The sequence below is a fragment of the Sphingopyxis sp. NFH-91 genome (assembly GCF_021401285.1).
Taxonomy (GTDB): Bacteria; Pseudomonadota; Alphaproteobacteria; order Sphingomonadales; family Sphingomonadaceae; genus Sphingopyxis; species Sphingopyxis terrae_A.
The window spans coordinates 356,343-369,659 of record NZ_JACBGA010000001.1 but is presented as its reverse complement, the minus strand read 5'-3'; the positions used below and the strand labels follow the sequence as shown (position 1 = coordinate 369,659).

At 65.7% G+C, this 13,317-nt stretch carries 11 protein-coding genes and 1 tRNA gene; 6 read left to right on the top strand and 6 right to left on the bottom strand.

What is annotated here, in order from left to right; translation table 11 throughout:
* Nucleotides 1-205: 205 nt before the first annotated feature.
* Complete coding sequence (locus L0963_RS01850) at nucleotides 206-1,138, bottom strand: LysR family transcriptional regulator (protein WP_062901824.1); 933 nt, start codon at nucleotides 1,136-1,138, stop codon at nucleotides 206-208.
* Nucleotides 1,139-1,250: 112 nt separating this feature from the next.
* Here L0963_RS01850 and L0963_RS01845 point away from each other — a divergent pair, with 112 nt between their 5' ends.
* On the top strand, nucleotides 1,251-1,802 hold the full coding sequence (locus L0963_RS01845) for a carboxymuconolactone decarboxylase family protein (RefSeq protein WP_062901823.1): 552 nt from the start codon (nucleotides 1,251-1,253) through the stop codon (nucleotides 1,800-1,802).
* Nucleotides 1,803-1,874: 72 nt separating this feature from the next.
* Nucleotides 1,875-2,843, top strand: a complete 969-nt coding sequence (locus L0963_RS01840; protein ID WP_062901822.1) for an alpha/beta fold hydrolase — start codon at nucleotides 1,875-1,877, stop codon at nucleotides 2,841-2,843.
* 72 nt (nucleotides 2,844-2,915) lie between these two features.
* Here L0963_RS01840 and L0963_RS01835 read toward each other — a convergent pair whose 3' ends face one another.
* Nucleotides 2,916-3,473 carry a pseudouridine synthase gene (locus tag L0963_RS01835; RefSeq protein WP_062901821.1) on the bottom strand — a complete coding sequence of 186 codons (558 nt, stop codon included), beginning with the start codon at nucleotides 3,471-3,473 and terminating at the stop codon, nucleotides 2,916-2,918.
* A 184-nt stretch (nucleotides 3,474-3,657) separates the two neighbouring features.
* Nucleotides 3,658-5,490, bottom strand: a complete 1,833-nt coding sequence (gene typA, locus L0963_RS01830) for a translational GTPase TypA (protein ID WP_003050854.1) — start codon at nucleotides 5,488-5,490, stop codon at nucleotides 3,658-3,660.
* A gap of 163 nt (nucleotides 5,491-5,653) precedes the next feature.
* Between typA and L0963_RS01825 the strand changes: the two genes are divergently transcribed.
* Complete coding sequence (locus L0963_RS01825; protein WP_234178510.1) at nucleotides 5,654-7,384, top strand: M61 family metallopeptidase; 1,731 nt, start codon at nucleotides 5,654-5,656, stop codon at nucleotides 7,382-7,384.
* Here L0963_RS01825 and L0963_RS01820 read toward each other — a convergent pair.
* Nucleotides 7,374-8,105 (bottom strand): 5'-methylthioadenosine/S-adenosylhomocysteine nucleosidase family protein, encoded by a 732-nt coding sequence (locus L0963_RS01820; protein ID WP_234178508.1) that lies wholly within the window; start codon nucleotides 8,103-8,105, stop codon nucleotides 7,374-7,376. The genes L0963_RS01825 and L0963_RS01820 overlap by 11 nt on opposite strands.
* A 30-nt stretch (nucleotides 8,106-8,135) precedes the next feature.
* On the opposite strand from L0963_RS01820, the gene L0963_RS01815 reads away from it, so the two are divergent.
* The 3 genes from L0963_RS01815 (at nucleotide 8,136) to L0963_RS01805 (ending at nucleotide 11,113) form a co-directional block, all read left to right on the top strand.
* Complete coding sequence (locus tag L0963_RS01815) at nucleotides 8,136-9,095, top strand: bile acid:sodium symporter family protein (RefSeq protein WP_217372689.1); 960 nt, start codon at nucleotides 8,136-8,138, stop codon at nucleotides 9,093-9,095.
* Nucleotides 9,096-9,168: 73 nt separating this feature from the next.
* Nucleotides 9,169-10,380: a toxic anion resistance protein gene (locus L0963_RS01810; protein WP_062901818.1), complete on the top strand. Its 1,212-nt coding sequence runs from the start codon at nucleotides 9,169-9,171 to the stop codon at nucleotides 10,378-10,380.
* 7 nt (nucleotides 10,381-10,387) lie between these two features.
* Nucleotides 10,388-11,113: a hypothetical protein gene (locus L0963_RS01805; RefSeq protein ID WP_234178506.1), complete on the top strand. Its 726-nt coding sequence runs from the start codon at nucleotides 10,388-10,390 to the stop codon at nucleotides 11,111-11,113.
* Between the two features lie 6 nt (nucleotides 11,114-11,119).
* Here the strand turns inward: L0963_RS01805 and L0963_RS01800 are convergent, their stop codons facing one another.
* Nucleotides 11,120-12,886 carry a sensor domain-containing diguanylate cyclase gene (locus L0963_RS01800; protein ID WP_217372690.1) on the bottom strand — a complete coding sequence of 589 codons (1,767 nt, stop codon included), beginning with the start codon at nucleotides 12,884-12,886 and terminating at the stop codon, nucleotides 11,120-11,122.
* A gap of 184 nt (nucleotides 12,887-13,070) precedes the next feature.
* Nucleotides 13,071-13,144: transfer RNA gene (locus tag L0963_RS01795), tRNA-Gln, on the bottom strand.
* Between the last annotated feature and the right edge of the window lie 173 nt (nucleotides 13,145-13,317).

The following is a 13,317-nucleotide window of genomic DNA, read 5'->3' as shown; positions in this document are numbered from 1 at the left end:
CCCGGACAGCCACACGGACAAATCAGGGGAGCGTGTGGGACGCGGCCCTGCATGGCGCCGGAAAGGGTGACGAGGGCCGCATATTCAGCGCGCACTCGAATTTCCTGCGTCAAAGGCATGAACTACCCTCAGTTGAGCGGTCCCTCGCATTCGCATAGCGGCGCTTTGCAGAAGAGAGCGTGAGGTACGCTGCCGCTCCCTCGGCTCAATCAGATTTGCCCGGCGGGTCAAGAACCCGGTCTATGCGCGCGAGCGCGCGTTCGAGGCGCGGAATGACGAAATCCATGAATGCGCGCAGCTTCAGCGGTTGCAGCGTCTGGGCGGCATGGACGAGATGGACGGGGATCGGCGGCGGGCTGAAGGTTTGGAGCACCGGCACCAAGGCGCCGTCACCGACGGCTTGCGACGCCTGATAGGACATGATTCGGGCAATCCCCAGTCCGTTGATGGCCCCGTCAATGACCGCGTCGGCGGTGTTGACCGAAAAACGCGGCCGGATCGTCACCGACAATGGATGCGTCCCGGCAAGGAATGGCCATTGGCGATAGGTCTGGAAACCTTCGAAAGCGATGCAGTCGTGGCGGACCAAATCCCCCGGCGCGCTCGGCGCCGGGTTATAGGAAAGATAGTGGGGGCTGGCGCAGATCAACCATCGCACCGTGCCCACCCGCCGCGCAATCAGGCTGCTGTCGGGCAGCTTTCCTATCCGCACCGCCACATCGACGTGATTTTCGACCAGGTCGACCAGCGTATCGGCCAGCACGAGTCGCACAGTGACCTCGGGATAGGCGGACAGGAAGTCATGGACGATCGGCGCGACGTGCAATTTGCCGAACATGATCGGTGCCGTGACCAGCAACTCCCCGCGCGGGGCCCGATATTCGCCCGAGGCAACGCGCTCCGCCTCGCCCAGATCTTCCAGAACGCGCCGCGCCGCCACGAGGAAAGCGGCGCCCTCCTCGGTCGGTATCAGTTTGCGGCTCGTGCGAACGACCAGGCGGGTGCCGAGCCGCGCCTCCAAATCCGATACCCGCCGGCTCACGGTCGCGAGCGGGATGCCGAGCGCACGCGAGGCCGCCGACAGGCTGCCCCCGTCGATGGCAGCGACAAGCGTCCGCATAGCCTCGAAACGATCCATTTTCCTTCCATATTACGGAAGGATGGTTTGCGCAATTGACCCATACTCTCGAAAATCAGGAGGACCTACTTCGCGGCCAGGCCAAATCCGGCCCAGACGAAAGGTCCACCTAATGTCCCTGATTCCCACCCCCGCCACTGTCGAAGCCGCCCCGGTCGCATCGCAGGCGATGCTCCAGGCCGTGCAGGCCCAACTCGGCAGTGTACCCAACCTGTTCCGGTTGGTGTCGACCAGCCCTGAGACGCTCGAAGGCTATGTCGGCCTGATGGGCGCGCTCGGCAAGGGAAGCCTGCCCGCCGCAACGCGCGAGCGTATCGCGCTGGCCATCGCAGAGATCAACGGCTGCAGCTATTGCCTGTCGGCGCACAGCTATCTCGGTCGCAATCTCGCCAAGCTCGACGATGCCGAAATGACCGCAAACCGGAGCGGGGCTTCGAATGATCCGGTTGCCGATGCCGCCGTTCGCTTCGCTGCAGCGCTCGCGCACAACCGCGGCCATGTCACCGAGGCCGAAGTCTTGGCGCTTCGCGAGGCCGGTTACACCAACGCGCAGGCGCTGGAAATCGTCCTGCACGTCGCGCTCAACAGCTTCACCAACTACGTCAACGAAGCCTTCGGCACCGAAATCGACTTCCCCGTGGTGCGCGCCCGAACCTCGGCCTGATCTTCAGGTAACGGGCTCCGCAACCCGGTATCCGGTCCGTGCCCTCCCTACATTCCATCAACAGGAATTCTCATGACCCAATCTTCCAAACTGATCCACGCGGCCGCGGTCGCGCTTTCTGCCGCAGCCCCGCTGGCCGCCGAGGCGGCACCAGCTGCTCCGGCCGCGACAGCCGCGTCCGCGCATCCCACCAGCTATCATTTTGCGACGGTCAACGGCCGCAAAATATTCTACCGCGAAGCCGGCGACCCGGCCGCGCCCACGATCCTGCTGCTTCACGGCTTTCCCAGCAGCAGCCAGATGTATCGCGACCTGATCCCGCAGCTGGCCGACAAATTTCACATCATCGCCCCCGACTATGTGGGCTTCGGCCAGTCCGACGCCCCATCCGCCGCAGAGTTCGATTATAATTTCGACAATCTCACCTCGCATGTCGCCGGTCTGATCGATCAGCTCGGGCTCCAATCCTATGTTCTCTATATGCAGGATTATGGCGGGCCGGTCGGCTTTCGCCTCTTCGCGCAGCGGCCAACGCATGTGAAAGGGTTCGTGATCCAGAACGCCAATGCCTATCTCGACGGCGTCGGCGACCCGGTGAAGCAGGCGCTGCTCCCCATCGGCCAACAGCGTGACGCTGCATCGGAAGCCGCGGCGCGCACGCTTCTCACGCTCGACACCACCAAGTTCCAGTATAGCTATGGCGCGAAAAACCCGGCGGCGATCAATCCCGACAATTGGGTGATCGACCAGGCGCTGCTCGACCGGCCGGGCAATGATGCCATCCAGCTCGACCTGTTCGAGGATTATCGGTCCAATGTCGCGTCCTATGACAAATGGCACGCGCTGTTCCGCCAATATCAGCCGAAGACGCTTATCCTGTGGGGCAAAAGCGATCCGATCTTCATCGCACCGGGGGCAGAGGCCTACAAGCGCGACTTGCCCGGCGCGCGCCTCGTCTGGCTCGACGCTGGCCATTTCGTGATCGACGAAAATGCGGCAACCATCGGCCGCGAAATCAAGGCGAGCTTCGCCGGCCGCTGAGCGGCAAGGCAGGCAAAGGGTTGATGTCGGGTGGGCGGCGCGCAGCCGTCCGCCCGGCATCTTCGGGCGCGATCAGGCGATCTCGCGCCACGTTCCGGGCGCCAAATCCCCAATCTCCCACCCCCCGATCCGCCACCGCACCAGCCGCAGCGTCGGATAGGCGACCGCGGCGGTCATGCGGCGGACCTGGCGGTTGCGCCCCTCTGTGATCGTCAGTTCGATCCAGCTATCGGGCACGCTTTTGCGATATCGCACCGGCGGATCGCGGTCCCATAGCTGGGGCGGGTCGATGCGGCGGACGGTCGCGGGGCGCGTCGGGCCGTCGTTCAGCGTGACGCCGCGGGCGAGCGCCGCCAGCGCGGCGTCGTCGGGCTCGCCCTCGACCTGCGCCAGATAGGTTTTGGGCATCTTGTGCTGCGGCGACGAAATCCGCGCCTGCAGCGCGCCGTCGTCGGTCAGGATCAACAAGCCCTCGCTGTCGCGGTCGAGCCGGCCGGCGGGGTAGACGCCGGGTACGTCGATATAGTCTGACAGCGTCGCGCGCGGGCCGTCGGCAGGCGCGGTCGTGCCCTTGTCGGTAAATTGCGACAACACGCCATACGGCTTGTTGAACAGGATCAGGCGGTTCACCGCGTCTTTCCTCGCATGGCCTCCCGCCTCCCTCTTCCTTCGTCACGCCGGACTTGATCCGGGGTCCATGACTTCAGCGCTGCGATGGATCCCGGGTCAAGCCCGGGATGACGAAGGCGAGGAAAAGACTGGGACAAGCCGTCAAAAAGAAAGAGGGCGACCATCGCTGGCCGCCCCCTTGATCTTACGCCGCTTCCTTCTTGCGGCTCGCCTTCTTCCGCTCATGCGGATCGAGGATCGCCTTGCGGATGCGGATGTTCGCGGGGGTCACTTCGACCATTTCGTCGTCGTCGATATAGGCGATCGCCTGTTCCAGCGTCATGCGGCGCGGCGGAGTCAGGCGGATCGCATCGTCCTTGCCCGTCGAACGGAAGTTCGTGAGCTGCTTCGACTTCATCGGGTTGACCTCAAGGTCGTCGGGCTTCGCATTCTCCCCGATTATCATCCCTTCATAGAGCGCCTCGCCGGGCGAGACGAACAGGATGCCGCGTTCTTCCAAGGGGCCGAGCGCATAGGCGACGGCTTCCCCCGCGCCATTCGAGATGAGGACGCCGTTCTTGCGGCCCTCGATCGCGCCTTTGTAGGGGCCATATTTTTCGAAGAGGCGGTTCATGATCCCGGTTCCGCGCGTGTCGGACAGGAATTCGCCGTGATAGCCGATCAGGCCGCGCGACGGGCCGCTGAAGCTGATGCGAGTCTTGCCGCCGCCTGACGGGCGCATGTCGGTCAGCTCGGCCTTGCGGATCTGCATCTTCTCGACAACCGTGCCGCTATGCTCGTCGTCGACGTCGATGACGACGGTTTCATAGGGCTCGGTGCGCTGGCCGTTCTCGTCGGTCTGGTACAGCACCTTGGGGCGGCTGATGCCGAGTTCGAAGCCTTCCCGGCGCATTGTTTCGATGAGCACGCCGAGCTGAAGCTCGCCGCGGCCCGCGACTTCGAAGCTGTCCTTGTCGGCGCTTTCGGTGATGCGGATCGCGACATTGGTTTCGGCTTCGCGGTACAGGCGGTCGCGGATCATGCGGCTCGTCACCTTGCTGCCTTCGCGGCCAGCCATCGGACTGTCGTTGACGGCGAAGCGCATCGACAGCGTCGGCGGGTCGATCGGCTGCGCGGCGATCGGCTCGCTGACGCTCGTGTCGGCGATCGTGTTCGCGACCGTCGCGTTGGTCAGGCCCGCGATCGCGACGATGTCGCCTGCGCGCGCTTCCTCGACCGGAACGCGGTCGAGCCCGCGGAACGCCAGCAGCTTCGACGCGCGGCCGGTTTCGATGACCTTGCCGTCCATGTCGAGCGCGTGGATCGGCTGGTTGACCTTGACCGTGCCCGACTGGACGCGGCCGGTCAGGATGCGGCCGATGAAATTGTCGCGGTCGAGCAGCGTCGCGAGGAAGGTGAAGGGCGCCTCTTCGTCGAGGCCGGGCGTCGGAACATGCGACACGATCGTCTTGAACAGCGGCTCGAGCGTGCCTTCGCGCGCGTCAGGGCTTTCCGAGGCATAGCCGCCGCGACCCGAGGCATAAAGGATCGGGAAATCAAGCTGTTCGTCATTGGCGTCGAGCGTCAGGAACAGTTCGAATACTTCGTCGAGCACTTCGGCTGCGCGCGCGTCGCTGCGGTCGATCTTGTTGACGACGACGATCGGCTTGAGGCCGAGCGCCAGCGCCTTGCCGGTGACGAACTTGGTCTGCGGCATCGGGCCTTCGGCGGCATCGACGAGCAGGATGACGCCATCGACCATGCTCAGGATCCGCTCGACCTCGCCGCCGAAGTCGGCGTGGCCCGGCGTGTCGACGATGTTGATGCGCGTCGCATCGGCGCCTTCGCCCCACTCGACCGAAGTACATTTGGCGAGAATCGTGATCCCGCGTTCCTTTTCCAGGTCGTTCGAATCCATCGCTCGTTCTTCGACACGCTGGTTGTCCCGAAATGTGCCCGACTGGCGGAAAAGCTGATCGACGAGGGTCGTCTTGCCATGGTCGACGTGTGCGATAATCGCAATATTGCGCAAAGACATGCGGTAGGAGCCTTGATGGAAGGGGGCAGCGCCTGGAGCGCCGCTAAACGCCGCGCCCCTAACAGAAGCGGTGCTGCGGCGCAACAAGAGAGGCGCGGGCGTCCGATTTGACACTGTGTTGCTCGAGCGATACACCATGGGCGTTCAGCTCAAGGAAATATCGATGCGCCTCTCCCTCGCTCGCGGTATCGTCGCCGCCGCCCTTTCCGCTGCCCTAGCTGCCACCCTCGCCGCCGTCACGCCTTCGAGCGCGGCCGAGCCCGATGCGGGCCTCGCGCTCACCTATCAGCCGGTCGTCGCAGCCGACGGCCGTTTCCGCGCGATCGAAGTGACGCTGCGCTTTCGCGGCGCCGCGAGCGGCGTCACCATCGTCGATCTGCCGGACGAATGGGGGGGCTTTGACAAGCTTTATAATTATCTGGGCGACATCCGCGCCGAGGGCGCGACGCTGGCCCCATCGTCCGACCCCGCCAAGATCGCGTTGCGGCACGCTCCCGGCGCCCCGATCGTCCTGCGCTACCTTGTGCGCGGTGCCAACCGGGCCGAGCAATTGCAGGACGGCGAAGTCGTCAATGACTATCGCCCGCTCATCCAGCCGACATGGTTCCACCTGATCGGCGACGCGGTGGTGGCGCGGCCAGAACATCTGGATGGCGATACCCCGGCAAGCTTTTCGGTCCGCGGGATGCCGGCGGGGACGCGCTTTGCGTCCGACCTCGAACATCCCGGGCTGACCGTCGATGGCCTGATCGAAAGCATCGCCGTCGGCGGCGATTTCCGCCTGATCGATGCAGGACATGTCGCACGGCTCGCAGTGCGCGGTAGCTTTGCAACACGCGACGATGCCGGCTGGACGCAAAGCTTCCGCCGCGTCGCCGCAGCCATGTCAGAATATTGGGGCAACGACGCCGGGCGCTACCTCGTCACCATCATTCCCTTCGCGCCGCCGGGACCCGGCGCAACCTCGATCGGCGGCACCGGACGCGGCGATGCGTTCGCCTTTTTTGCGACGACCAACGCGCTGCCCGAGATGCTCGACCGGCTGATGACGCATGAAATGGCGCATAGCTGGGTCAATGCCCGGATCGGCGGCTTTTCCGACACAGTGCCCGAAGCCGAGCAATTCTGGCTGTCGGAGGGCTTCACCGATTTCACCTCGTGGCGGGCGCTGGTCCGCGCCGGAGTGTGGACGCCCGAACAATATTTTGCGCAGTTCAACGACGCGCTGCGCGAATATGATGCCTCGCCGCTTCGCGCCGCGCCCAACAAGGAGGCGGCGCGGCTGTTCTGGACCGACGAGAAGGCGCAGCGGCTCGCCTATTTGCGCGGGATGCTTTTCGCGCATTGGGCTGACGACCGGCTGCGGCGCGCGCCAGGCGGATCGTCGATGCGCAACCTGCTGCTGGCGATGCAGGCAGCTGCTCCGGCAGCCCGCAGCGATGCTGTTACCCTGTTCAGTGCCGAGGCGCAGCGCCGCGACGCGGCGATCGGCGAAGGCATCGCCCGCTTCATCGATCGCGGCGAACCGATTGCGCTGCCCGCCGACATGCTCGCCGCGTGCGGCACGTTGCGCCAATTCGAACGACTGGTGTTCGATCGCGGCTTCGATGTCGACGCGACGCTCGCGAACGACCGCATTATCGCTGACGTCGCCCAGGACGGCCCGGCATGGCAGGCCGGGATGCGCGACGGCATGACGCTGATCGGCCGCAGCGGCGGGGAGATCGGCAACAGCCAGAGCGAAATCGCCTATGATGTCGACGATGGCGGCACGAAGCGCACGCTGCGCTATATGCCGCAGGGGCGAGCCCGCGAAACGGTGCGCGAATTCGCGCTCCACGATCTTTCGCCTCCCGCCGCGCGGCAGGCCTGCATCGGTGCGCTCAGCCGCTGACCCGCGCGACCAGACGCTCGATCGCCGCTCCCGCGATGCGCGCCGCGCGCACGAGATTGGCATGGAAGTCGCCCGCGCTGTCGCCGTTGGCGTCGTCGGTCACCGCCTTGATTGCGGCCCAGGGCTTGCCGAGCCGCATCGCCGCCTGCGCCACTGCGCCGACCTCCATATCGACCAGCGCGGCGCCCAGATCGCGCACCAGTCCGGCCGCGGCGTCGGGGCAGGCGACGAAGCTGTCGCCGCTTGCGATGCGCGCATGTGGCAGGTTCAGGCCGGGGTCGGGCATCGCGGCGAAATGCGCCTCGCCCGCTTCGCCGATCGGCCATTCGCCGGCCCGATAGCGGCGGAACAAACCGGGCTGGGCCGCGCCATAATCGTGCTGCACCGCCTCGGCGATCCAATAGGCGCCAGGTCCGGGGCCGAGCGAGCCGCAGGTGCCGCTCATCACCAGCAGATCGGCCGCGCCGCCGAGCATCCCGGCGCATAGCGCCGCGTTGACCTTTCCGAGACCGCAGGTGGCAATCGTTACGCCATGCTCATGCACTGACAGCGAACGAAGCGCAAAAGCGGCCGCTTCGGCGGCGCCTTGGCCGGGAAAGACGGCATCGGCCTCTTCGGGCAGCGCGGCGAGGATTAGGATGCGGGCCATCCGCGCGCCATAATCCTCTTTCGCGCCATGTCGAGTGTTGTCGCCGCCGCGACCGACGCGCGGACTTGCCAAGGCGCCGCCTTCCGGCCATCGCTCCGCCCCATGCTCGCGCGCCTGTTCCCCGACCGCTTTGTTCCCGTCCTCCTCGCCACCATCGTCGTCGCGAGCCTGCTGCCGGTGCGCGGAAGCGCGGTGCCGGTCGCGCAAGGGATTTCGACCGCGGCAATCGTGCTGCTCTTCTTCCTCAACGGCGTCCGCCTGCCGCGTCAAGAGGTACTGCACGGCATCCGCAATTGGAAATTGCAGGGCGGCACCTTCGCCTTCTGTTTCGGCGCGATGGCACTATTCGGGCTCGGCGCGCAGGCGTTGACGGCGCCGCTCCTGCCGCCGACACTGGCACTCGGCTTCCTCTTTCTCGGCATATTGCCTTCGACCGTCCAGTCGGCGACCGCCGCCAGTTCGATGGCGGGCGGCAATGTCGCCGCAAGTATTGTCGCGGCGGCGCTGCTCAATCTGGCCGGCGTGTTTCTGTCACCGCTCCTCTTTGCCGCACTCGCGGGCAAGGCGGGGGCGATCCACGGTGCCGCGGCGCTGCGCATCGTCGCAATCCTGCTGCTTCCTTTTCTGGCCGGACAAACGGCGCAGCCCTGGCTTCGCCCGCTGGTGCTACGGCACCGCGGCCTCGCGACGCTGATGGATCGCACCGCGATTGCGACAGCGGTTTATGTCGCCTTTTCCGCGGCCGTGGTTGGCGGCATCTGGACGCAGCTTGACGGGCGCGAGATCGCGATCGTGCTCGGCGTCGATGCGCTGCTGCTCGGTAGCGCCTTCGGCGGTGCCTGGCTGCTCGGCTGGCTGCTCGCGCTCCGCCGATCCGACCGGATCACCCTGCTGTTCTCGGGCGCGCAAAAGAGCCTCGCCGTCGGCGCGCCGCTCGCCGCGACGCTCTTTCCCTCGGCGATCGCCGGCATGGTGCTGCTGCCGATCCTCGTCTATCATATGGCGCAACTGATCCTCTCGGCATGGATCGCGCCGGCGCTGGCGCGCCACCAAGAGGTGTAGTGCTTGAATAACACAGGCCCGCATGTCATATAGGCAGGCGGCCCACTATCGACCTGGGGCTGGAAGGATTGTTATGAGCGAAGAGACCGCGACGGCGACCGCAACCGACGAACTGAAACTGACGCCGCCCGAACCCGTCCCCGCCGTCGCGCCCGAAAAGGCCGCCGGCCTTGTTCCGCTCTCGACCGAGCAGAAATCTAAGCTCGAGGAACGCGTCGACAGCTTCATCGACGATCTGGTGGCACAGGACGAAAATTCGCCCGAGTTCGGCAAGCGCATCGACCAGATCACCAATATGGGGCGCAAGGAAATGCTGGAGGCGGCGAATCATTCGAACCGCTTCCTCGACCGCCCGATCAAGGCGATGGATCGCGATACCGACATCGGCCAGAATCTGATCGAACTGCGTACCACGGTCGAACGTCTCGATCCCTCGGCGAACGGCAAGCTGCTGACCAAACGCGGCTTTCTGGACAAGATCCTGGGCAGCAAGATCAACAATTATTTCGCGCAATACCGCAGCGCCCAGACCCACATCGGCGGCATCCTGACCGCGCTTGCCAACGGCAAGGACGAGCTGCTGATGGACAATGCCGCCATCGACGTCGAGCGCCGCAAGATGTGGGAATCGATGGGCAAGCTCGAACAGATGATCCACATCGCGGGCACGCTCGATCAGCGGCTAGAGGCGAAAGCGGCCGAACTCGACGGCAGCGATCCCGCCAAGGCAAAGGTCATCCGCGAAAATGCCCTGTTCTATGCGCGGCAACGCACGCAGGATCTGCTGACCCAGATGGCGGTGACGGTACAGGGATATCTCGCCCTCGATCTCGTCAAAAAGAATAATGTCGAGCTGGTGAAGGGCGTCGATCGCGCCTCGACCACCACCGTCGGCGCGCTCAAGACCGCGATCACCGTCGCACAGGCGATGACGAACCAGAAGCTCGTGCTCGAACAGATTACCGCGCTCAACACGACCACCGCCAACATCATCGATGGCACTTCGAAGATGCTGAAGGACAATACGGCGCGCATCCACGAACAGGCGGCGTCGAGCACGATCCCGATGGAGACGCTCAGCCGCGCTTTCCAGAATATCTACGACACGATGGACGCGATCGATACCTTCAAGCTCAAGGCGCTCGATACGATGAAGACGACCGTGACCTCGCTCGAGGGCGAGGTCGCCAAGTCAAAGGGCTATATCGCGCGCGCCGAAGGCGCGAGCCAGGCGCAGGCAAGCGTCGGCGGCGCCGAGAGCCCGCTGGCGGCGATCGAGGGCTAGGATGAGCATGAGCGAGGTCGACAAGATCAGCGCGCTCGGCAACGCCGCGATCGAACGCTCGCGCGAACGGCGGCGACCGATCGGCACCAAGAGCGTCGCGCTGCGCCGCCAGCATCTCTACAAGAAGCTCGGTCGCGTCCTTGTTGCAGGCGGGATCGTGCTGATCGGCGCGGCGCTGTTCGGCGCGCTCATCAAGCCGCTCGGCTTCACGGGCCTGCTCGCGCTCACGGTGCTGTTGATCGGTGTCGCTGTGCTGTTCGGCAAATGGCCGCCCTTTCCCGAACCGCGCCAGACCGATCTGCCCAAGGCCGACCTTAAGCAGCTCGCCGGCCGCACCGAAATCTGGCTCGAGGCGCAGCGTCCGGCGCTTCCCGCCCCGGCACGCCAGCTCGTCGACGGGATCGGCGTCCAGCTCGACCTGCTCGCCCCGCAGCTCCAGACGCTCGACGCCGCGACGCCGGCGGCAGCTAATATCCGTAAGCTGGTCGGCGAGGATCTGCCCGAACTCGTCGCGGGCTATCAGCGTATCCCCGCGGGGCTGCGCGGCGAAGCGCATGCGGGACGTACGCCCGACGAAACACTGCTTGGCGGGCTCAAGATGCTCGAACGCGAGATCGGCGACGCGGCGCGCAGCCTGGCGGCTGGCGAGATCGACAAGCTGGCGACGCGCGAACGCTATCTCCAGCTCAAATATCAGGGTCTCGAAGCCGACGACACGCCGGGCGCGGCCTGATCCGCCTCAGGCGGGATAGGCTACTCCGCGATCGTCGGCGCCGGGTTCCCCGTCGCCGCGCGGCGGCACACGCTGGACATTGATCCGGTTCCGGCCGGCGCGTTTCGCATCGTAGAGCGCCTCGTCGGCGATCCGGTAGAGATACTGAAAATCGGGGGCCGGCCGCACTTCGGCGACGCCGACGCTGGCGGTCACCGGCCGGTCGCCCATCGTGTCGCTGTGATCGCACAGCGCGATTTCGCGGCGGATGCTCTCGGCAAAGCGATCGAGCATGATGCCCTCCATCCCGATGGTCAGCAGCCCGAACTCCTCGCCGCCCAGGCGCGCGACGCTGCACATCGTCCCTTCCCACCGCGCGATGCGTTCGGCGATGCGGCAAAGGACCGCATCGCCGGCTTCATGGCCGTAGATATCGTTGATCGACTTGAAGCGATCGACATCGACGAGCAGCAGCGCCGCCGGCAGCGCCCCTTCGCGCGCCTGATCGAGCAGCGGGGTGACGGCATCGACGAAGCCCCGCCGGTTGAGCAATCCGGTGAGCGGATCGCGGCGCGCAAGCTCGTTCGCCTGCGCCTCGGCCGCCAGCGCATCGTCGCGTTCGATGCGCAGATGCGCGAGCCGCCGCGTCGATGCCGCCGACAGCCACAGCGCCTGCCAGGTTGCGGCGACCAGCACCGCCAGTTTCGACCCCCCGCCCCAGAATCCGTCCTCGACATCGACCAGATGAATGATCGCGAGCGTCGCCATCGGCAGACACCAGGCGAGCGCGAAATCGCGCGCCTCGACCGATCCCTTGCGCCAGCTCCAGCCGATGCACAGCGCGACCGCGACCAGATCGACGAGGACCGCGATGCCCAGCAGATTGCCGAGCATCTGCAGATTACCGGTGCGAATCAACGCCAGCGGCACGCCAGCGATGGCGATCGCCAGCCCCAGCGCGAGGGTTCCCCGGCGCAAAGCCTGCGGAAGATGCCGGGCGTCGATCGCGGTCACCGCGCTGGCGGTCGCGACGCCGATGGCAAGGCAGGCGAGCAAGGTCGATGCCTGCGCCGAGACCGTTCCCGCCACGGCGGGAAAGATCACCAGATGAATCTGCGACCAGAAGGCGCCCCAGACGATCATTACGCCCGACCATGCCGCCTGCCACAGCAGATATTGGCGGCGCACCGCGACCGCGAGCGACAGGCTATAGATGCCGCTGACGAGCAGCAGGGTGAGCGAGGCGCCGACGAGCGCCGCCATCCCCGCCGCCTGCAGGCTCGCGTTTTCCTTGGGGATGAGGCGCGCGCGCAGCAGGCTGTGGTCGGCGAGGCGGTCGAAGCGCATGGTCACCGCGGTCAGCGGCGCGCCGCGGGCCGGGGCCTCGAACAATATCTGGCCGCCGACGCGCCAGTGCGCGCCATAATCGCCGCGGCGCACTGTCTGCCAGCGCGTTTGTCCGTCGGCATAGGTGAACCCCACCGCAACCCGGTCGAAGCGCGAGAAATGCACCATCAGCGCGGCGCCGTTGCGATCCTCGGAACGATTGCCGACATCGGCCCGCAACCACAGGCTGCCGTCGCGATACCCCGTCGGCTCGCCGCTGCACGAAAAGCGCAGCGCGGACATCGCATCGTCGGGTGGTGCCAGCGGTCCGACCGCGTGGCAGAGCGGCGCATTGATGTGCAGCGGCGTCGCCGCAGCGGGCACGGCCCAAAGCGCGGCAACAAGCCACAGCAAAACGAGCGTCCAAGACGCCCGTCTCCGTCCGCGATTGTCCTGCGCCCCGATCATGCGATTCCCTTTAGACCCCAATATCTTGGGAAAGCGTAACCGCCCAGCCCCGATCACGCCGTGGCCGCGATCACTGGCGCGGCCGAGGGGTTCGCACATTTCAAGGCGCACGCCGCACCAAGGCTGGCGCCGCAGCATTCGATGCGTTGCCGCGAGCCGGCACGGGTTATTCAATTTTGGGAATTGGATGCCCCGTGAGGATTCGAACCTCAATAGACGGAATCAGAATCCGTAGTCTTACCATTAGACGACGGGGCAATGAGGGGCGCGCAATATGATTGCGTGGGCCGTCTGTCAAGACTGGTGCGACCACCCGGCCGGGATCGCGCAACAGGCGGCTTGCCCTTATCCAATTCGCCGCTAGCATCGCGCGGAGAACAGAAGAACAGAGGGGCCGCGCCCCGGCGCAGGTCCTGCACTTGGAGGTGGGC

Coding starts and splice junctions, on each gene's coding strand:
- L0963_RS01850 (WP_062901824.1), bottom strand. CDS start 1,138: ATGGATCGTTTCGAGGCTATGCGGACGCTTGTCGCTGCCATCGACGGG.
- L0963_RS01845 (WP_062901823.1), top strand. CDS start 1,251: ATGTCCCTGATTCCCACCCCCGCCACTGTCGAAGCCGCCCCGGTCGCA.
- L0963_RS01840 (WP_062901822.1), top strand. CDS start 1,875: ATGACCCAATCTTCCAAACTGATCCACGCGGCCGCGGTCGCGCTTTCT.
- typA (WP_003050854.1), bottom strand. CDS start 5,490: ATGTCTTTGCGCAATATTGCGATTATCGCACACGTCGACCATGGCAAG.
- L0963_RS01825 (WP_234178510.1), top strand. CDS start 5,654: ATGCGCCTCTCCCTCGCTCGCGGTATCGTCGCCGCCGCCCTTTCCGCT.
- L0963_RS01815 (WP_217372689.1), top strand. CDS start 8,136: ATGCTCGCGCGCCTGTTCCCCGACCGCTTTGTTCCCGTCCTCCTCGCC.
- L0963_RS01810 (WP_062901818.1), top strand. CDS start 9,169: ATGAGCGAAGAGACCGCGACGGCGACCGCAACCGACGAACTGAAACTG.
- L0963_RS01805 (WP_234178506.1), top strand. CDS start 10,388: ATGAGCGAGGTCGACAAGATCAGCGCGCTCGGCAACGCCGCGATCGAA.
- L0963_RS01800 (WP_217372690.1), bottom strand. CDS start 12,886: ATGATCGGGGCGCAGGACAATCGCGGACGGAGACGGGCGTCTTGGACG.